Below are 17,501 nucleotides of genomic sequence, written 5' to 3' on the forward strand. Positions count from 1 at the left end.
GGGCGCCATACCGGTTGTCGGTGGCCCGTGCTTAGCTGGACGCATGATCGAAGACTTCCTGGAGCACGTCCTCGCCGGCGGTACGACCGAGGTCGAGGAGGCGGTCCGCAAGGCGGCCGCCGCCGAGATCATGCCGCGCTTCCGGCAGCTCGCCACCCACGAGATCATCGAGAAGAACGGCCCGCACGACCTCGTCACGGTGGCGGACCGGGCGGCCGAGGCCGACCTGACCGCCTCGCTCACCGCGCTCCTGCCGGGCTCCGTCGTCGTCGGCGAGGAGGCCGTCCACGCCGACCCGGAGGTCTACGGGGCGCTGGCCGGGGACGCCCCCGTCTGGATCGTGGACCCCGTGGACGGCACCCGCCAGTTCGTCCACGGCGACCCGGCCTTCTGCACCCTCGTCGCCCTCGCGCGGCGCGGCGAGATCCTCGCCTCGTGGACCTTCGCGCCGGCCCTGGACGAGCTCGCGGTCGCGGTGCGCGGGCACGGCGCCACCCTCAACGGCCGGCGGATACGCTCCGGTTCGCCCGCCGCCGGTGCGGTCCTGGAGGTCGCCACCTCGCACCCCGACTACACCACCCCGGACCAGAAGCGGGCCCTCCTCGGACTCGACACCGACGGGGTGCGTCCGCGCCCCTGCGGCTCCGCCGGGCTCGAGTACCTGGCGGTGGCCCGGGGCGCGCTCGACGCGGTCGCCTTCTCCTGGGAGTACGCGTGGGACCACGCGGCCGGACTGCTGCTCGTCGCCGAGGCGGGCGGCGCGCACGCGACCCTCACCGGCGAGCCCTTCCGGATCGCCGGAGGCAACGCCCTGCCGTTCACGGCCGCCCGGGACGCGGCGACCGCCGAGCGGATCGGAGGGCTCCTCAGGGGTGCCTGAGGGGCGCGCGAGTCCCGGGAGCCCGCCGTCCTATCCTGAGAACCCTGGCCGCCGGCTGACGAAGGAGCCCGAAGGTGCCGTCGATGCTCGATGCCGTCGTCGTGGGGGCGGGGCCCAACGGACTGACCGCCGCCGTCGAACTCGCCCGCCGTGGCCACTCGGTCGCCGTCTTCGAGGCGAAGTCCACCGTCGGCGGCGGCTGCCGGACCGAGGAGCTCACCCTTCCCGGCTTCCGCCACGACCCGTGCGCCGCCGTGCACCCGCTGGGCGCCGGATCGCCGGTCTTCCGGACGATGCCGCTGGACCGGTACGGCCTGGAGTGGCTGCACCCCGAGCTGCCCATGGCCCACCCCTGGGACGACGGCACCGCCGCCGTCCTCGCCCGCTCCGTCGCCGAGACGGCCGCCTCCCTCGGTCCGCGTGACGCGGGCGCCTACCGGCGGCTCGTCACGCCCTTCCTCGCTCACTGGGACACCCTCGTACGGGACTTCATGCAGCTGCCGCTGACCGCGCTGCCCCGTGACCCGGTCGCCCTCGCCCGCTTCGGCCTCGCCGGACTGCCGCCGTCCACGTGGCTGATGCGCCGCTTCCGCGACGAGAAGGCCCGCGCGCTGTTCGCCGGACTCGTCGGCCACGTCATGGCCCCGCTCGGCGGACTCGCCACCGGAGCCGTCGGGCTGGTCTTCGCGCTCGCCGCCCACGCGGGCGGCTGGCCCCTGCCCCGGGGCGGCTCGCAGAGCATCTCCGACGCCCTCGCCGCGTATCTGAAGGACCTGGGCGGCGCCGTCCACACCGACTTCGAGGTCAAGCGCCTCGACGACCTGCCGCCCGCCCGCGCCTACGTCTTCGACACCTCGCCCACCGCCCTCGCCCGGATCGCCGGACTCGGCGGGTACTACGACCGCTACCGCTACGGCGCCGCCGCCTTCAAGATCGACTACGCGCTCGACGGTCCCGTGCCCTGGACCGCCGAGGCCCCGCGCCGCGCCGGCACGGTCCAGATCGGGCCCACCGCCGGCGAGATCGGCACCGCCCTGAACCAGGCCTCCTCCGGAACCGCCCCCGCCACCCCCTTCCTCATCACCGCGCAGCCCACCCTGGTCGACCCCGGCCGCGCGCCCGAGGGCAAGCACGTCTTCTGGGCCTACGGACACGTCCCGAACGGCTGGCGCGGCGACCTCACCGAGGCGATCGAGCGCCAGATCGAGCGCTTCGCCCCCGGCTTCCGCGACCGCGTCCTCGCCCGCGCCGTCGCCGCCCCGGCCGAACTCGCCGCCCGCAACGCCAACTACGTCGGCGGCGACATCGCCTGCGGCGCGGCCGGCGGCCTCCAGCTCCTCCTGCGCCCCACCCTGTCGCTCCGCCCTTACAGCACCCCCCACCCGGCGGTCTTCCTCTGCTCCTCCGCCACGCCGCCCGGCCCCGGCGTGCACGGCATGTCCGGGCACAACGCGGCGAAGGCGGTCTGGCGCCGGCTGCGAAAATAGACTGCGCCCATGGCCAAGTACCTCGACGTCCACCCCGAGAACCCCCAGCCGCGCGTCATCGACTCCGTCGTCGACACCATCCGGAAGGACGGGCTCCTCGCCTACCCGACGGACTCCTGCTACGCCCTGGGCAGCCGGGTCGGCAGTCACGACGGCATCACCCGCATCCGCGAGATCCGCCGCCTCGACGACCGCCACCACTTCACCCTCATGTGCGCGAACTTCTCCCAGCTGGGCCAGCTCGTGCACGTCGACAACAACGTCTTCCGGGCCGTCAAGTCCGCCACTCCCGGCGCCTACACCTTCATCCTGCCCGCGACCAAGGAGGTGCCGCGCCAGCTCCTCCATCCCAAGAAGAAGACGGTCGGGGTACGCATCCCGGACCACGTCGTCACCCAGACCCTGCTCGCCGCGCTCGGCGAACCGCTGCTCTCCAGCACCCTCCTGCTGCCCGACGAGGAGGAACCCCTGACGCAGGGCTGGGAGATCAAGGAGCGTCTCGACCACCAGGTGGACGTGGTGCTCGACTCGGGGGACTGCGGCACCGTCCCCACCACCGTGGTCGACTTCTCCGGCGGGGAACCCGAGATCCTCCGCGTCGGCGCGGGCGACCCCACCCGCTTCGAGTAGGCCTCCGGCGCGAGCGGCGCGGCGCTCCGGGCCACCCGCCGCCGGCCGGCCCTTACGGAACGGGCCGTGATCATTTACGGTCGGGCCGGCAACAGGAAGCGACCACCGGAGGCCGGTACCGTGATCGTCATCGCCCACGTCAGCGACGTCCACATCGACGAGGCGGAGCGGAGCGCCGCCCGTACCCGCGCCGTGCTCCGGTACCTGGAGGAGCTGCCGTACGACCTGGCGGCCGTCCTGGTCACCGGTGACATCACCGACAGCGGCACCCCCGCCGAGTACGCCGTCGCCCGCGCACTGCTGCGCTCCCGCCATCCCTTGCTCCTCTGCCCCGGCAACCACGACGACCGCGCCGCCTTCCGCGCCGCGCTGCCCGTCCCCGCTCCGGGCGCCGAGGCCGGCGCGACTCCCGCCGCCGCGCCCCGGGACCCGTACGCGCCCGTGAACCAGGTGCTGCGCGGCGACGGCTTCGTCGTCGCCCTCTGCGACAGCTCCGTCCCCGGCGAGCACCACGGCCTCCTGGAGGACGAGACCCTCACCTGGCTGGACGGCGTCCTCGCCGCCACGCCCCGCGAGACCCCCGTCCTCGTCGCCTTCCACCACCCGCCCGTACCGCTCCACACGCCGTACGTGGACGAGATCCGCCAGTTCGGCGAGGAGCGGCTCGCCGGACTCGCCGGCCGCCACCCCCACCTCACCGCCTTCCTCGCCGGCCACGCCCACACGGCGGCGGCCACCACCTTCGCCGGGCGCCCCCTCCTCGTCGCGCCCGGGGTCCACTCGGCGATCCGCCTCCCCTGGGAGCACCCGGACCCGGCCGACCCGCACCTCCACCTCGGCCTGCCGCCCGCCCTCGCCTTCCACGTCCTGGGCGGCGACGGCCGGCTGACCACCCACTACCGGACCGTGCCCGTCTGACGGGTCCTGCCGCTCCTCCCGGCCGGGCGCGGACGTCCCTGTCGTTTTTCTGCCAGCCCGGACGCCGCCGGTCCACGATCCTGGATCCATGCACACCGACACCGAGCGCTGCGTCCGGGCCGTCCAGTCGAAGGACGCCCGCTTCGACGGCGTGTTCTTCACCGCCGTCCGGACCACCCGCATCTACTGCCGGCCCAGCTGCCCGGTCGTGCCTCCCAAGCCCGAGAACATGGAGTTCCACCCGAGCGCCGCCTCCTGCCAGCGCGCCGGCTTCCGGGCCTGCAAGCGCTGCCGGCCCGACACCAGCCCCGGCTCCCCGGAGTGGAACGTCCGCGCCGACGCCGTCGCCCGCGCCATGCGGCTCATCCAGGACGGGGTGGTCGACCGGGAGGGCGTTCCCGGCCTCGCCCGCAGGCTCGGCTGGTCCACCCGCCAGATCGAACGCCAGCTCCTGGCCGAACTCGGCGCGGGACCCCTCGCCCTCGCCCGTGCCCAGCGGGCCCAGACGGCCCGCGTGCTCATCGAGACCACCGCCCTGCCCATGGGCGAGATCGCCTTCGCCGCCGGGTTCGCCTCCATCCGCACCTTCAACGACACCGTGCGCGAGGTGTTCGCCCTCACCCCCGGCGAGCTCCGCGCCCGCGCCGCCCGCCGGCCCGCCGACCCGGGACGCTCCCCGGGACCCGCCGGCACCGCGCCGGCGCCCGGCGTCATCAGCCTCCGCCTGCCGTTCCGCGCCCCGCTCGAACCCTCCAACCTCTTCGGCCACCTCGCCGCGACCGCCGTCCCCGGCGTGGAGGAGTGGCGCGACGGCGCCTACCGGCGCACCCTCCGCCTCCCGTACGGACACGGCATCGCCGCCCTGGCCCCCCGCCCCGGCCACATCGCCTGCCGGCTCTCCCTCACCGACCCGCGCGACCTCGCGCACGCCATCAGCCGCTGCCGCCGCCTCCTCGACCTCGACGCCGACCCGGTCGCCGTCGACGACCGGCTCCGCGCCGACCCCCTGCTCGCCCCGCTCGTGGACGCGGCGCCCGGCCGCCGCGTCCCCGGCACCGTCGACCCGGCCGAGTTCGCCGTCCGGGCCGTCCTCGGCCAGCAGGTCTCGACGGCCGCAGCCCGCACCCATGCCGCCCGGCTCGTCACCGCCCACGGCGTCCCCGTGGAGGACCCCGAGGGCGGACTCACCCACCTCTTCCCGGACCCCGAGGCGCTGGCCGCCCTCGACCCCGACGCCCTGGCCCTGCCGCGCAGCCGCCGGACCACCCTCCTCACCCTGGTGCGCGCCCTCGCCGACGGCAGCCTTCCGCTCGGACCCGCCCACGACCGCGAGGAGGCCCGCGCCCGGCTCCTCGCCCTGCCCGGATTCGGCCCCTGGACCACCGAGATCATCGCCATGCGGGCGCTCGGCGACCCCGACGCGTTCCTCGCCGGCGACCTCGGCGTCCGCCGCGCCGCCGCCGGCCTCGGCCTGCCCGCCACCCCCGCCGCGCTCACCGCCCGCGCCACCCACTGGCGGCCCTGGCGCGCCTACGCCGTCCAGTACCTCTGGGCCACCGACGACCATCCGATCAACCACCTGCCGGCGTCCCCCGCCACGCCCGCGACACCCGCCTGAGGACCCGCCATGCCCACCGTGCAGCACACCGTCGTGGACAGCCCCTACGAGCCGCTGACCCTCGTCGCCGTCGACGGCGTCCTCAGCCGCGTCCACATGACCGGCCAGCGCCACCGCCCGCCCGAGGAGACCTTCGGCGAGCCCGACCCGCGCCCCTTCGGCGAGGTGGTCCGCCAGCTGGACGCCTACTTCGCGGGCGACCTCACCGCCTTCGACCTGCCGCTCCGTCTGGACGGCACCCCGTTCCAGCGACGCGTCTGGAACGAACTGCTCCGCATCCCGTACGGGCAGACCCGGACGTACGGCGAACTCGCCGAGGCGCTCGGCACCCCCACCGCCTCCCGGGCCGTCGGCCTCGCCAACGGCAAGAACCCGGTGAGCATCATCGTCCCCTGCCACCGGGTGATCGGCGCGGGCGGCGGCCTCACCGGCTACGGCGGTGGCCTGGACCGCAAGCGCCGTCTCCTCGCCTTCGAAGCCGGCACCCTCCCGGCACCGCGGGACGCCCTGTTCTAACGCAGCCGCTCCAGGAGCGCCGGCAGGGCCGTCCCGATCGGCTCGCGGATCACCTCGGCGGCGAGCGGGTCGTACGGGGTGGGCTCGGCGTTCACGACGATCAGCCGGGCCCCGTGCTCGGCCGCCGTCCCCGCGAGGGAGGCGGCCGGCTGGACCTGCAGGCTCGAACCGACCGCGAGAAAGATCTCGGCCGCCTTGGCGACGGACACCGCCTCGGCGAGCAGCACCGGGTCGAGGCGCTGGCCGAACATCACCGTGGCCGACTTCAGGATCCCGCCGCAGGCCCGGCACGGCGGGTCCGCCTCGCCCGCCCGCACCCGGTCCAGCGCCTCCTCCATGGAGGACCGGGCACGGCAGGCCGTGCACACCACCGACCGGGCCGAACCGTGCAGTTCCAGCACCTTGCGGTCGGGAACCCCCGCCGCCTGGTGCAGTCCGTCGACGTTCTGCGTGAGCACCCGCAGCGCGTGGCCGCTCCGCTCGAACGCGGCGATCGCGAGGTGCGCCGCGTTCGGCCGGGCCTTCAGGACCGGCCCGTCCAGCCGCATCCGCCAGGCCCGTCGCCGGATCTCCGGATCGGCCATGTACGGCCCGTACGTCACCAGCCGCTCCGCCGCCGGGTCCTTGCGCCACAGCCCGTCGGGCCCCCGGTAGTCGGGAATGCCCGAGTCCGTGGAGACACCGGCGCCGGTGAGGATCGCGACCATCGTCATACCACCGACCCTAAGAAGTTCCCGCCCCTGCCGCGAGCGGGTTTCCCGGTGCTACGTTCCCCGCATGGCCAAGGTGAACATCGTGCTCGATGCCGGACTCGTCGTGGACGTCATGGTCCTTTCGGGCGTCGGCAACCCCCAGGACGCGGTCGAGGCGGTGGTCCGTGACTACGTGGCCCGCGGCCACCGCACCGAGGCCCGTACCGCCACCCGCGACGAGGCCCACCGCACCGGTGACCTCCTGCCGCCCGAGCCGCCGCAGGGCTGACGCGGCGGACGGGCGCGTACGGCGGGCCGGGGCCGAGGACCGGCAGGCTCAGGCGGTTGCGGCCGGGCGCCCGTCCACCAGTTCCGCCGGACCGGCGCGGCCGGACTCCAGGACGTCCAGGGCGGCGAGCACGCGCAGGCCCCGGCCGCCCGGCAGATGGGCGGGGATCTCGTCCCGCCCGATCAGCTTCCAGGAGAGCAGCTCGCCCTCCCGGACCCGGATGCGCGCGAGCCGCTCCCCGGACAGCACGCCGCCGTCGTAGACGTACGCCACGATCGGCGGGCGGTCGGTGCCGGGCACCCAGTCGACGGCGAGGAGCGCCCCCGGCTCCACGTCCAGGCCGATCTCCTCCGCCGCCTCCCGGCGCGCCGCCTGCCGGGGCGTCTCCCCGGCGTCGGACTCGATCGTGCCGCCGGGCAGGCTCCAGTGCGGGCGGTAGTCGGGCTCCACGACCAGCACGCGGCCCGCCGCGTCCCGCAGGAGGACCGCCGCGGCGGCCAGGACGCGGGGGAGACCCGCGAGGTACGTGGCGTAGTCGGTGGTGGTCACCCCGTCAGGGTAGCCGGAAGCGGCCCGCCCCGGCCGGTCTCCGCCCGGCGTCGCCGCCCCGCCCGGGCCCCCGTTTCAGCCCTCGCCCTCCGGCGGTTCGCCGTCGCGGCGGCCCCGCGCCAGGCGGCGCAGGCGGTGGTGCCGGGCGGGCGGCCCCTGCTCGGTCATCGCCTCGCCGACCAGCGTCCGCACCGCGTCCCGCAGACCGTGGAGGGCGTGGTGCCGGGCCGGTCCCGCGCCCGGGTCCTCCCGCAGCTCCTTCAGCAGCGCCACGCACAGCCCCAGCATCACCAGCACGAACGGCAGTGCCACCAGGATCGTCGCCGTCTGCAGCGAGTCGAGCCCGCCGACCACCAGCAGCACCGCCGCCACGGCGGCCATCAGCACGCCCCAGGTCACCACCAGCCAGGTCGGGGGATGCAGCGAGCCCCGGCTCGTCAGCGACCCCATCACCAGCGAGGCCGAGTCCGCGCTCGTGACGAAGTACGTCATCACGAGCACCATCGCCAGGACGGAGGTGACCGTGCCCAGCGGCAGCGCCTCCAGCATCGCGAACAGGGAGGCCTCCGCGCCGTCCTTCACCGCCGCCGCCAGATCCGCCGCGCCCGTCGACTCCAGCCGGATCGCCGTACCTCCCATCACGCAGAACCAGATCACCGTCGCCCCGGACGGCACGAGCAGCACGCCCATGAGGAACTCCCGGACGGTCCGCCCGCGGGAGATCCGGGCGATGAAGGTGCCCACGAACGGCGCCCAGGAGAGCCACCACGCCCAGTAGAAGATCGTCCACGCGCCCAGCCACTCGCGGTCGGTGAAGGCGCCCGTCCGGCTCGCCATGGGCAGCAGTTGGTGCAGATAGCCGCCGACGGAGGCCGGGATCGTGTCCAGGATGTGGACGGTCGGGCCCAGCAGGAAGACGAACAGCATCAGCCCGGCCGCGAGCACGATGTTGAGCGTGGACAACCACTTCACGCCCTTGTGCAGGCCGGAGAAGGCCGACAGGACGAAGGCCGCCGACAGGGCCGCGATGATGATCAGCTCGGTGGACGTGGACGCCGCCACGCCCATCGTCAGGTTCAGGCCCTCGGCCACCTGGAGCGCGCCGAGGCCGAGACTCGTCGCCGTGCCGAAGACGGTGGCGAAGACCGCGAGCAGGTCGATCGCCCTGCCCGGCCACGAGGCCGCCCGGCGCGCGCCGATCAGCGGCACGAACGCCGAACTCAGCTGGTTGCCCCGGCCCTTGCGGAAGCCCGCGTACGCGAGCGCGAGACCCGCGATGCCGTAGATCGCCCACGGCGTCAGCGTCCAGTGGAAGAAGGAGTACTCCATGGCGCTGAGCGCGGCGCTCCCCGTCCCGGCCGGGGCACCGCTCGCCGGCGGCGGGTCCAGGAAGTGCTGGAGCGGCTCCCCGACCCCGTAGAACATCAGACCGATGCCCATGCCGGCGCTGAACATCATCGCGATCCACGCGAGGTTCGTGAACTCCGGCTCGGAGTCGTCCGCGCCCAGCCGGATCCTGCCGAAGCGGCTCAGCGCGATCACCACGCACAGGACCAGGAACAGGTCCGCCGCGACCACGAACAGCCACGCGAAGTTGGCCAGGACCCAGCCGAGGGCCGCGGCCGAGGCGCTGTCGAAGGACCGCTCGCCGAGAGCGGCCCAGGCGACCGCCGCCGCGACCGCCGCGACCCCGATCCCGATGACCTTCCGGTCGGGCGCGGGACGTCCCCGCCGCCCCGCCGGCCCCCGCGGGCCCGGCTCGATCCGTTCCGTGCTCATGGGGCCCCACTATGGTCCGAGATATCGCGATATCCGGGGGTGGCACGCCGTCCGGCGGTACGGATAGGGTCGGCGACGGCGCGACTGCCTGTTCGAAAGCAAGGGATGCAAGGTGACGGACGGAGCAGCAACTCAGGTCGCTCACGTGCTCGTGGCGGCCGACAAGTTCAAGGGCTCGCTCACGGCCGTGCAGGTCGCGGAGCGGGTCACGGCGGGACTGCGGAGGGTCGTCCCCGACCTCGACGTGGTGACCCTGCCCGTGGCGGACGGCGGCGACGGTACGGTCGCGGCGGCGGTCGCGGCGGGTTTCGAGCGCCGTGAGACGACCGTGACCGGGCCCCTCGGCGAGCCCGTCACCGCGGCCTTCGCGCTGCGCGGCACGACCGCCGTGGTCGAGATGGCGGAGGCCTCCGGTCTCCAGCTCCTCCCGTCCGGGGTGTTCGCCCCGCTGACCGCCACCACCTACGGCTCCGGCGAACTCCTCCGCGCCGCCCTCGACGCCGGGGCCACCACCCTCGTCTTCGGTGTCGGCGGCAGCGCCACCACCGACGGCGGCGCCGGCATGCTGGCCGCCCTCGGCGCGCGCTTCCTCGACGCCTCCGGCGAACCGGTCGGACCCGGCGGCGCGCCGCTCGCCGACCTCGCCACCGCCGACCTCTCCGGTCTCGACCCCCGCTTCGCCGAGGTCGAACTGATCCTCGCCAGCGACGTCGACAACCCGCTGACCGGACCGAAGGGCGCCCCCGCCGTCTACGGCCCGCAGAAGGGCGCCTCCCCGGAGGACGTCCGCACCCTCGACGCGGCCCTCGCCCACTACGCGACCGTCCTGGAGAAGGCGATCGGCACCCGGGCGGCCGAGGCAGCCGTCGCCCCCGGCGCCGGCGGCGCGGGCGGCATCGGCTACGGCGCCCTCATCCTCGGCGCGAGCTTCCGCCCCGGCATCGAACTCATGCTGGAGGTCCTCGGCTTCGCACCCGCCCTGGAGAAGGCCACCCTGGTCATCACCGGAGAGGGCTCCCTCGACGAGCAGACCCTCCACGGCAAGGCCCCGGCGGGCGTCGCCGCGGCGGCCCGCGCCGCCGGCAAGGAGGTCGTCGCGGTCTGCGGACGGCTCGCCCTCGCCCCGGAGACCCTCGGCGCGGCCGGCATCCGCCGCGCCTACCCCCTCGCGGACCTGGAGCCCGACCCCGCCACCTCCATGGCGAACGCCGGCCCGCTCCTGGAGGACGTGGCGGCGGCGATCGCCCGCGACTTCCTCCTGTAGCGCGCCCCGCCGGTCCGTACGCGCCGCCCGCCGCGGGCACGGGTGCGGACCGGCGGCGCGGCCGCTACGCCTCCGCGTCCTGCGGGTACCAGCGCAGTTCCACCGTGTTGCCGTCCGGGTCCTTCACGTACACCGACTGCGCCGAGCCGCGGGCACCCCAGCGCGGGACGGGGCCCTCGACCACGTCGAAGGTGCCGGAGCCGATGACCTCCTGCCAGTCCAGGGGGTCCACCACCAGACAGATGTGGTCCACGTTGGACTCCCCGCGCGGGCGGGAGAACAGATCGATGACCGTGCTGTCGTCGATGCGCACCGACGGGAACGGCACCGTGCCGGCCCGCCATTCCTCCACCCGCTCGGGCGCGAGGCCCAGGGGGCCGGTGTAGAACGCGAGCGAACGCTCGACGTCGGTCACATTGAGCACCAGATGGTCGAAGGCCTTGACGCGCATGGGCATGTCACCTCGGGAAGGGATCACGACAGGACCCGGTGATCATGGTCACCGCGCGCCCGGCGGTCAAGGGCCGGCTCCGCGGGCGGCCCCGATCAGCCCTGCGCCGTCAGGCGGAACGCGTCCAGCGCCAGCGTCATCTCCGTCAGGTCCCGCGGCCGGGACAGCGATCTCGACGTCAGCTGCTCCAGGCGCCGCAGGCGGTTGAAGACCGTGTTCCGGTGGCAGTACAGCCGCCCCGCCGCCCGCCCCGCCGACCCCTCGCAGTCCAGCCACGCGTCCAGCGTCTCCAGCAGCACCGCCCGGTCGGCCGGGTCCAGTTCGAGCAGCCCGCCCAGCACCTCCGCGACCAGCAGCTGGGCCATCTCCGGCTGACCCACCACCAGCGCCCCCGCCATCCGGCGGTCCAGGCGGACCACCTCGCGGCTGCCGGGCGGACAGCTCCGCAGCGCCAGCTCGGCCAGCCGCCGGGCCCGGCCCAGCTCGGTCAGCCCGTCCACCACCGGGCTGATCCCGCCCGGCCCCGGGCACCGCCCGTCGAGCAGCTCCGACAGCGCGTCCAGCCCCGTACCGTCCGCGAACGCCACGACGCCCAGCTCGCAGTCGGCCCGCATCCGCCACAGGAACCGCACTCCGTCCCCCTGCACCTGCCGGTGGAACGGCTCCCGCTCCTCCCGCCGGTCGTAGCGCAGCACCACCACCGCGTACCGCCCCTGCTCCGGCAGGTCCAGGCCGGCCGCCGCCCGTGAGACCACCTCCGGGGAACGCTGGCCCTGCAGCAGGGCGTCCAGAAGCGCCTGCAACTGCTCGTCGGTGCGCCGCCGCAGCTCCGCCTCGGTCGCCCGGTACGCCTCCGACGCGGTGTCCGCCTGCGCGTCCACCGCCGACCACACCGTCGTCGCCGACTGCATCAGCGCCGCGAGCCGCGCCGCGTCCGCGCCCGCGCCCTCGATCAGCGCGTCCCACACCAGATGGCCGGCGTGCCGGTAGGCATGCACCACCAGCTCCAGCGGCATGCCCTGCTCGGCCCGTCGGCGGCCCATCTCCTCCGCGTGCTCCAGGTCGCGCCGGGGGGAGTTCCGCGGCGCCGAGATCATCTCGATCCCGATCCGCATCGCCTCGTGCGCCTCCTGCCAGTGCCGGTCGTACGGGAGGATCCGCCCGTAGGCGGGCTCGTACGCGTGCAGCTCCCTCAGGTGCTCGTCCACCAGTTCAGGCACCCGCTCCAGAAGCTCCGTGCACGCCTGCGCGAGCACCTTCCAGTCGTCGCCGGTCCGCCGTCTGCGCCGTCCCATGCCCGGAGGATGCCACCGCCCCGGCCCTCTCCGCACGCCCCTGACGCGCAGCGTTGTGCCGGTGCACAGCGCGTCGGCGCGCCCGCTGGTCACCGGCAGCGTTTCGGCCGCCGGACGTGGACGGGCGGTCCGGGCCGGTGCTGGGGTGAGCGCCACCGAAGCGGCCGGGAATCGCCCAGCGACAGGACGGCCGGGGAAAGGGGAACCATGCAAGGCACCGAACCCGCCCTCCAGGTCACGGACCTCACGGCGGGATACGGACCCGTGCACGCGCTGCGCCGGGTGTCGCTGACCGTGCCCGCCGGGGCCGTCGTCACGGTCCTCGGCGGCAACGGGGCCGGGAAGAGCACACTGCTGCGGGCGGTCTCGCGCACCCTGCGGTTCCACGGCGGCGCCGTGGTCTCCGGCACGGTGAGCTGCGGCGGCCGCCCGCTCGACGGGCTCCCGCCCGACCGGGTGGTGGCCGCGGGCGTCTCCCAGGTGCCCGAGGGCCGACAGGTCTTCGCCCGCATGACGGTCGAGGACAACCTGCGGGCCGGTGCGCTCGGCCGCCGCGCCGACCGGGCCGCGCGGGCCGCGGCCCTGCGGCGGGTCCACGCCCTCTTCCCCGTCCTCGCCGACCGCGCCCGGCAGCAGGCCGGACTGCTCTCCGGCGGCGAGCAGCAGATGCTCGCGGTCGGCCGCGCGCTCATGGCCCGGCCGGAGCTGCTGCTGCTCGACGAACCGTCGCTCGGGCTGGCCCCGCTGATGGCCGCCCGGATCGCGGACGCGATCCGGGAGATCAACGGCCAGGGCACGGCGGTCCTCCTGGTCGAGCAGAACGCGGCACTCGCCCTGCGGCTGGCCTCCCGCGCCTACGTCCTAGAGGTCGGCGAGGTCACCCTCGCGGGGCCGGCCGCCGAACTCGCCGCGTCCGACGAGGTCCGCCGCCGCTACCTGGGCGTGGTCGACGAGGACGCCGCCGCCGACGCGGCCCGCGCCCGCACCGAGCACCCGGCCCTGTCCCGCTGGGACCCCGCCGACCCCGGCCCCCGCCCCCGCGACCGCCGCCAGGAGACCCGATGAGCACCACCCCACCGCCGGCCCCCGGCCACGAGGACCCCGCTCGGGCCCCGGGCCACGAGGCCCCCGGCCATCAGGCGCCCGGCGTCCCCGCCCTCGTCGTCGAGGGCGTCACCGTCCGCTTCGCCGGACTCACCGCCCTCGACGACGTCGGCTTCACCGTCCGCCCCGGCACCGTCCACGCCCTCATCGGCCCCAATGGCGCCGGCAAGTCCACCTGCTTCAACGTGCTGTCCGGCGTCTACCGGGCCACCGCCGGCTCCGTACGGCTGGGCCCGCACGAGCTGACCGGCCTGCCCCCGCACCGCATCGCCGGCCTCGGCGTGGGCCGGATCTTCCAGAACCTGGCCCTGCCGCCACGGGCCACCGTCGAGGACAGCCTGATGCTCGGCCGCCACCGCCTCACCCGCACCGGCTTCCTCGCCGCCGGGCTCCGCCTGCCCTCCGCCGTCCGGGAGGAGGCCCGGCACCGCGCCCGGGTCCGCGAGATCGCCGCCTTCGTCGGCCTGACCGGCCGACTGGACCGGCCCGCCGGATCGCTCCCGTACGGACAGCAGAAACTCGCCGAACTCGCCCGCGCGCTCTGCATGGAACCGAAGCTGCTGCTCCTGGACGAACCCGTCGCCGGCATGACCGCCGACGAACGCCTCCGTACCGCCGCCGTCATCGCCGGCGCCCGCGACAGCCTCGGCATCTCGGTGCTGCTCGTGGAGCACGACATGGGTCTGGTGATGCGGCTCGCCGACTCCGTCACCGTCCTCGACTTCGGCCGCCGCATCGCCGACGGGTCCCCCGCCGACGTCCAGAACGACCCGGCGGTCGTCCGCGCCTACCTCGGAGAGGAGACCGCCGCGTGAGCACCTTCGCCGAATTCCTGATCAACGGCGTCTCGCTGGGCTCGATCTACGCCCTCATCGCCCTCGGCTTCGTGGTCATCTTCCGCGCCACCGAGGTCGTCAACTTCGCCCACGCCTCGCTGCTCCTGGCGGGCGGCTACGTCACCGCCGTCCTCCACGACGACCTCGGCTTCTGGTTCGCGCTCCTCGCCGGCGTCGCGGGCGCGGCCCTCGTCGGCGCGGCCGTCGAGTTCCTCGTCATGCGCCGTCACCGGGGCGGCGACCACAGCGTCCTCGCCATCGTCACGATCGGCGTCGACATCCTCCTCGCCACCGAGCTCACCCGCCGGATCGGCACCGACATCCTCGCCCTCGGCGACCCCTGGGGCGACGGCGTCGTCACCCTCGGGCCGGTCACCGTCGCCCAGACCCGCATCGCCGCGCTCCTCGCCGCCGCCCTGCTCATCACCGCCTTCCTCCTCGCCTTCCGGTACACCGCCTGGGGCGTCGCCATGCGGGCCGCCGCCGAGAACCAGGAGACCGCCGCCCTCATGGGCATCCGCCTCGGCCGGGTCTCGCTCGGCGCCTGGGCCGTGGCCGGGGCGCTCGCCGCCGTCGCCGCCCTCTTCCTCACCGTCTTCCCCACCCCCGGCCTGGAACGGGGCACCGCGCTCGCCGCCCTCAAGGCCTTCCCCGCCGCCATCCTCGGCGGCCTCGACTCCACCACCGGCGCGCTCGTCGGCGGCCTCCTCGTCGGCGTCACCGAGTCCCTCGCCACCGGCTACCAGAGCGACCTGGCCTTCCTCGGCAGGGGCATCGGTGACCTCGCCCCGTACCTCGTGATGGTCGTGGTGCTGCTGATCCGCCCCGCCGGACTGCTCGGCACGAAGGAGCTCGCCCGTGTCTGACCGCCTCCGCAACCTCCCGGCGAAGGTGTACGCGGGGGCCGCCGCCGTCCTCGTCCTCCTCGCCCTGCCCTTCTACCTGGACCGGTTCTGGCTCCAGGCCGGACTCTTCGCCATGGCCGCCGCCCTCGGCGCCGTCGGCATCAACCTCCTCACCGGCGCCACCGGCCAGCTCTCCATGGGCCACGCCTTCTTCCTCGCCGTCGGCGCCTACGGCTACTGCGCCCTCGCCGGGGACGGCGCCGACGGTCTCGCCGGCCTCGGCCTGCCCGGCTGGCTCGCCGCCGTCCTCGCCGTCGCCCTCGCGGGCCTCGCCGGCGGCGTCTTCAGCCCCATCGCCGGCCGGCTGCACGGCGCCTACCTGGGCATCGCGACCCTCGCCCTGATCTTCATCGGGCAGCACGTCCTCTTCAACGCCCACGACCTCACCGGCGGCTACAACGGCCGGGCCGTCCCCCCGCTCTCCCTCTTCGGCCTCACCTTCGACGACACCGAGCTCCTCGTCGCCCAGATCCCGTTCGGCGCGGTCGAGAAGCTCTGGTACCTCGGACTCGCCCTGCTCCTCGGCGGCGTCCTCTTCGCCCGCGGCGTGCTCCGCGGCCGCCCCGGGCGCGCCATGAACGCCATCCGCGACCACCGGATCGCCGCCGGCGTCCTCGGCATCCCCGTCGCCCGCCACCGCGCCGCCGTCTTCGTCCTCTCCTCCATGTACGCGGGCCTCGCCGGCGTCCTGCTCGCCCTCGTCTTCCAGCGCACCGTGCCCGAGTACTTCGGCATGGCGCTCTCCCTCGAATACCTGGCCATGATCGTCATCGGCGGTCTGGGGTCGGTCGCCGGCGCGGTCGCCGGAGGCGTCTTCGTCTCCCTGCTGCCGCAGCTCCTCAACCGGTACAGCGACGCCCTCCCCCTGGTCTCCGCCCCCGGGACGGGCGGGATCGCACCCGGGGAGGCCGCCCGCTATCTGTACGGCGCCGCCGTCGTCGCGGTGGTGCTCTTTCTGCCCGGGGGCCTGGTCCGGCTCGCCGCCCGGAAGTCCACCGAACCCTCAGGGGAGGCACGATGAACCACAGACGACCGGCCGTGCGCGGCCTTGCCGCCGCGCTCACCGCACTGATCGCCCTCACCGCCGCGAGCGGCTGCAGCTCCAAGGCGAAGACCGACGACGGGAAGCGGACCGGCGCGGGAGGGGTGAGGACCGGCGAGGGCGTCACCGACACCACCATCACGGTCGGCGCGCTCACCGACATGACCGGCGTGTACGCGACGCTCGGCAAGAGCGTCACCCAGGCCCAGCAGCTGTACGTGAAGCAGGTCAACGCCTCCGGCGGTATCTGCGGCCGGCAGCTTCAGCTCGCCGTCCGCGACCACGGCTACGACCCGCAGAAGGCGCTCGCCGCCTACACCGAACTGGAGCCGAAGGTCGCCGGTTACGCCCAGTTCATCGGCTCGCCCTTCGTCGCCGCCGTCAAGCCGCGCGTCGACACCATGGACCGCGCGGTCATCCTGCCGCAGGCCTGGTCGGCCTCGCTCCTGGGCTCGCCGTCCATCCGCACCATCGGCGCCACCTACGACGTCGAGACGATCAACGCCGTCGACTTCCTGGTCACCGAGAAGGGCCTGAAGGCGGGGGACCGGCTCGGGCACGTCTACTTCGAGGGCGACTACGGCGAGAACGCCCTCAAGGGCGCCAAGTTCGCCGCGGGGAAGGCCGGTCTCACCGTCGTCGAACAGAAGATCAAGCCCACCGACAACGACATGTCGGCGCAGGTCGCGGCGCTCAAGCAGGCCGGGGTGAAGGCCGTCGTCATCAGCGCCGGACCCCGCCAGGCCGCCTCTCTCGTCGGCGTCGCCGCAGCGACCGGCCTGCGCGTCCCGGTCGTCGGCAACAACTCCGCCTTCGCCCCCCAGCTCCTCGGCACCCAGGCCGGGCCCGCCCTGCGGTCGATGTACTGGTTCGCCACGCCGAGCCTGCCCATCGGCGCAGACACCCCGGTCGCGAGGAAACTCGCCGCCGACTACCGGGCCGCCCACCCCAAGGAGGGGCTCGACAACGGCGTGGTCGCCGGCTGGACCGCCGCGAGCGTCTTCGGCGAGGCCCTGAAGAAGGCCTGCGCGGCGAAGGACCTGACCCGGGACGGCATCGGGAAGGCCCTGCTGACCCTGAAGGACCACGACGCCGGATTCGGCATCGAGCACGACTTCACCGACCCCAAGGCCCCGTCCTCCCGGGAGTCCGTGATCATCCAGCCCGACCCGGCCGTCCCCGGCGGCATGCGCGCCGTCCGGCAGCCCTTCGTCTCGGAGGCCGCCCGCGCCTACACCCCCTGACC

The 17,501-nt window shown here is 74.7% G+C and carries 18 protein-coding genes; 13 read left to right on the plus strand and 5 right to left on the minus strand.

Features of this window, described 5'->3' with window-relative positions:
• Window positions 1-43 precede the first annotated feature (43 nt).
• The 6 genes from ACFY60_RS23815 (at window position 44) to ACFY60_RS23840 (ending at window position 6,049) form a co-directional block, all read left to right on the plus strand.
• A complete protein-coding gene (locus ACFY60_RS23815) occupies window positions 44-880 on the plus strand; it encodes an inositol monophosphatase family protein (RefSeq protein ID WP_388614950.1) in 837 nt (278 codons plus the stop codon).
• A 74-nt stretch (window positions 881-954) separates the two neighbouring features.
• Window positions 955-2,367: a phytoene desaturase family protein gene (locus ACFY60_RS23820; RefSeq protein ID WP_388614947.1), complete on the plus strand. Its 1,413-nt coding sequence runs from the start codon at window positions 955-957 to the stop codon at window positions 2,365-2,367.
• A 9-nt stretch (window positions 2,368-2,376) separates the two neighbouring features.
• On the plus strand, window positions 2,377-2,997 hold the full coding sequence (locus ACFY60_RS23825) for an L-threonylcarbamoyladenylate synthase (RefSeq protein ID WP_388614944.1): 621 nt from the start codon (window positions 2,377-2,379) through the stop codon (window positions 2,995-2,997).
• A 120-nt stretch (window positions 2,998-3,117) separates the two neighbouring features.
• Window positions 3,118-3,915, plus strand: coding sequence for a metallophosphoesterase (locus ACFY60_RS23830; protein WP_388615219.1), 798 nt, complete (start codon window positions 3,118-3,120; stop codon window positions 3,913-3,915).
• Between the two features lie 88 nt (window positions 3,916-4,003).
• Window positions 4,004-5,533, plus strand: a complete 1,530-nt coding sequence (locus ACFY60_RS23835; RefSeq protein WP_388614942.1) for an AlkA N-terminal domain-containing protein — start codon at window positions 4,004-4,006, stop codon at window positions 5,531-5,533.
• Between the two features lie 9 nt (window positions 5,534-5,542).
• Entirely contained in the window at window positions 5,543-6,049 is a 507-nt protein-coding gene (locus tag ACFY60_RS23840; RefSeq protein ID WP_388614939.1) for a methylated-DNA--[protein]-cysteine S-methyltransferase, read from the plus strand.
• On the opposite strand, the gene ACFY60_RS23845 is transcribed toward ACFY60_RS23840, so the two are convergent.
• On the minus strand, window positions 6,046-6,762 hold the full coding sequence (locus ACFY60_RS23845) for an NAD-dependent deacetylase (protein WP_388614936.1): 717 nt from the start codon (window positions 6,760-6,762) through the stop codon (window positions 6,046-6,048). The genes ACFY60_RS23840 and ACFY60_RS23845 overlap by 4 nt on opposite strands.
• Window positions 6,763-6,826: 64 nt before the next feature.
• Between ACFY60_RS23845 and ACFY60_RS23850 the strand changes: the two genes are divergently transcribed.
• Window positions 6,827-7,030, plus strand: a complete 204-nt coding sequence (locus ACFY60_RS23850; RefSeq protein WP_388614933.1) for a DUF2191 domain-containing protein — start codon at window positions 6,827-6,829, stop codon at window positions 7,028-7,030.
• Between the two features lie 48 nt (window positions 7,031-7,078).
• Here ACFY60_RS23850 and ACFY60_RS23855 read toward each other — a convergent pair whose 3' ends face one another.
• Both ACFY60_RS23855 and ACFY60_RS23860 read right to left on the minus strand, forming a co-directional pair.
• The gene (locus ACFY60_RS23855; RefSeq protein WP_388614931.1) at window positions 7,079-7,579 is read right to left on the minus strand and encodes an NUDIX domain-containing protein; all 501 of its coding nucleotides are present in this window, start codon (window positions 7,577-7,579) and stop codon (window positions 7,079-7,081) included.
• Between the two features lie 75 nt (window positions 7,580-7,654).
• Window positions 7,655-9,358 (minus strand): BCCT family transporter, encoded by a 1,704-nt coding sequence (locus ACFY60_RS23860; protein WP_388614929.1) that lies wholly within the window; start codon window positions 9,356-9,358, stop codon window positions 7,655-7,657.
• A 112-nt stretch (window positions 9,359-9,470) separates the two neighbouring features.
• Between ACFY60_RS23860 and ACFY60_RS23865 the strand changes: the two genes are divergently transcribed.
• Entirely contained in the window at window positions 9,471-10,622 is a 1,152-nt protein-coding gene (locus ACFY60_RS23865) for a glycerate kinase (protein WP_388614926.1), read from the plus strand.
• Between the two features lie 64 nt (window positions 10,623-10,686).
• Here the strand turns inward: ACFY60_RS23865 and ACFY60_RS23870 are convergent, their stop codons facing one another.
• Together ACFY60_RS23870 and ACFY60_RS23875 are read right to left on the minus strand one after the other, a co-directional pair.
• The gene (locus ACFY60_RS23870; RefSeq protein WP_388614923.1) at window positions 10,687-11,073 is read right to left on the minus strand and encodes a VOC family protein; all 387 of its coding nucleotides are present in this window, start codon (window positions 11,071-11,073) and stop codon (window positions 10,687-10,689) included.
• A 95-nt stretch (window positions 11,074-11,168) separates the two neighbouring features.
• Entirely contained in the window at window positions 11,169-12,368 is a 1,200-nt protein-coding gene (locus ACFY60_RS23875) for a PucR family transcriptional regulator (protein WP_388614921.1), read from the minus strand.
• Window positions 12,369-12,575: 207 nt separating this feature from the next.
• On the opposite strand from ACFY60_RS23875, the gene ACFY60_RS23880 reads away from it, so the two are divergent.
• From ACFY60_RS23880 to ACFY60_RS23900, 5 genes are read left to right on the plus strand one after another with little or no spacing between them, the layout of a single operon-like run.
• Window positions 12,576-13,433 (plus strand): ABC transporter ATP-binding protein, encoded by an 858-nt coding sequence (locus ACFY60_RS23880; protein WP_388614918.1) that lies wholly within the window; start codon window positions 12,576-12,578, stop codon window positions 13,431-13,433.
• Complete coding sequence (locus ACFY60_RS23885) at window positions 13,430-14,287, plus strand: ABC transporter ATP-binding protein (RefSeq protein WP_388614916.1); 858 nt, start codon at window positions 13,430-13,432, stop codon at window positions 14,285-14,287. The genes ACFY60_RS23880 and ACFY60_RS23885 overlap by 4 nt, the downstream gene beginning before the upstream one ends.
• The gene (locus ACFY60_RS23890; protein WP_388614913.1) at window positions 14,284-15,174 is read left to right on the plus strand and encodes a branched-chain amino acid ABC transporter permease; all 891 of its coding nucleotides are present in this window, start codon (window positions 14,284-14,286) and stop codon (window positions 15,172-15,174) included. The genes ACFY60_RS23885 and ACFY60_RS23890 overlap by 4 nt, the downstream gene beginning before the upstream one ends.
• On the plus strand, window positions 15,167-16,234 hold the full coding sequence (locus ACFY60_RS23895; protein ID WP_388614910.1) for a branched-chain amino acid ABC transporter permease: 1,068 nt from the start codon (window positions 15,167-15,169) through the stop codon (window positions 16,232-16,234). Before ACFY60_RS23890 ends, ACFY60_RS23895 begins: the two co-directional genes overlap by 8 nt.
• The gene (locus tag ACFY60_RS23900; RefSeq protein WP_388614907.1) at window positions 16,231-17,499 is read left to right on the plus strand and encodes an ABC transporter substrate-binding protein; all 1,269 of its coding nucleotides are present in this window, start codon (window positions 16,231-16,233) and stop codon (window positions 17,497-17,499) included. The genes ACFY60_RS23895 and ACFY60_RS23900 overlap by 4 nt, the downstream gene beginning before the upstream one ends.
• Window positions 17,500-17,501 lie beyond the last annotated feature (2 nt).

It is taken from the genome of Streptomyces sp. NPDC012827 (assembly GCF_042900905.1).
GTDB classification, from domain to species: Bacteria; Actinomycetota; Actinomycetes; order Streptomycetales; family Streptomycetaceae; genus Streptomyces; species Streptomyces gulbargensis.

Bases quoted from the DNA above. Each gene is read 5' to 3' on its own strand.
- ACFY60_RS23815 (WP_388614950.1), top strand. From the start codon at position 44: ATGATCGAAGACTTCCTGGAGCACGTCCTCGCCGGCGGTACGACCGAG.
- ACFY60_RS23825 (WP_388614944.1), top strand. From the start codon at position 2,377: ATGGCCAAGTACCTCGACGTCCACCCCGAGAACCCCCAGCCGCGCGTC.
- ACFY60_RS23835 (WP_388614942.1), top strand. From the start codon at position 4,004: ATGCACACCGACACCGAGCGCTGCGTCCGGGCCGTCCAGTCGAAGGAC.
- ACFY60_RS23840 (WP_388614939.1), top strand. From the start codon at position 5,543: ATGCCCACCGTGCAGCACACCGTCGTGGACAGCCCCTACGAGCCGCTG.
- ACFY60_RS23845 (WP_388614936.1), bottom strand. From the start codon at position 6,762: ATGACGATGGTCGCGATCCTCACCGGCGCCGGTGTCTCCACGGACTCG.
- ACFY60_RS23850 (WP_388614933.1), top strand. From the start codon at position 6,827: ATGGCCAAGGTGAACATCGTGCTCGATGCCGGACTCGTCGTGGACGTC.
- ACFY60_RS23860 (WP_388614929.1), bottom strand. From the start codon at position 9,358: ATGAGCACGGAACGGATCGAGCCGGGCCCGCGGGGGCCGGCGGGGCGG.
- ACFY60_RS23870 (WP_388614923.1), bottom strand. From the start codon at position 11,073: ATGCGCGTCAAGGCCTTCGACCATCTGGTGCTCAATGTGACCGACGTC.
- ACFY60_RS23875 (WP_388614921.1), bottom strand. From the start codon at position 12,368: ATGGGACGGCGCAGACGGCGGACCGGCGACGACTGGAAGGTGCTCGCG.
- ACFY60_RS23880 (WP_388614918.1), top strand. From the start codon at position 12,576: ATGCAAGGCACCGAACCCGCCCTCCAGGTCACGGACCTCACGGCGGGA.
- ACFY60_RS23885 (WP_388614916.1), top strand. From the start codon at position 13,430: ATGAGCACCACCCCACCGCCGGCCCCCGGCCACGAGGACCCCGCTCGG.
- ACFY60_RS23900 (WP_388614907.1), top strand. From the start codon at position 16,231: ATGAACCACAGACGACCGGCCGTGCGCGGCCTTGCCGCCGCGCTCACC.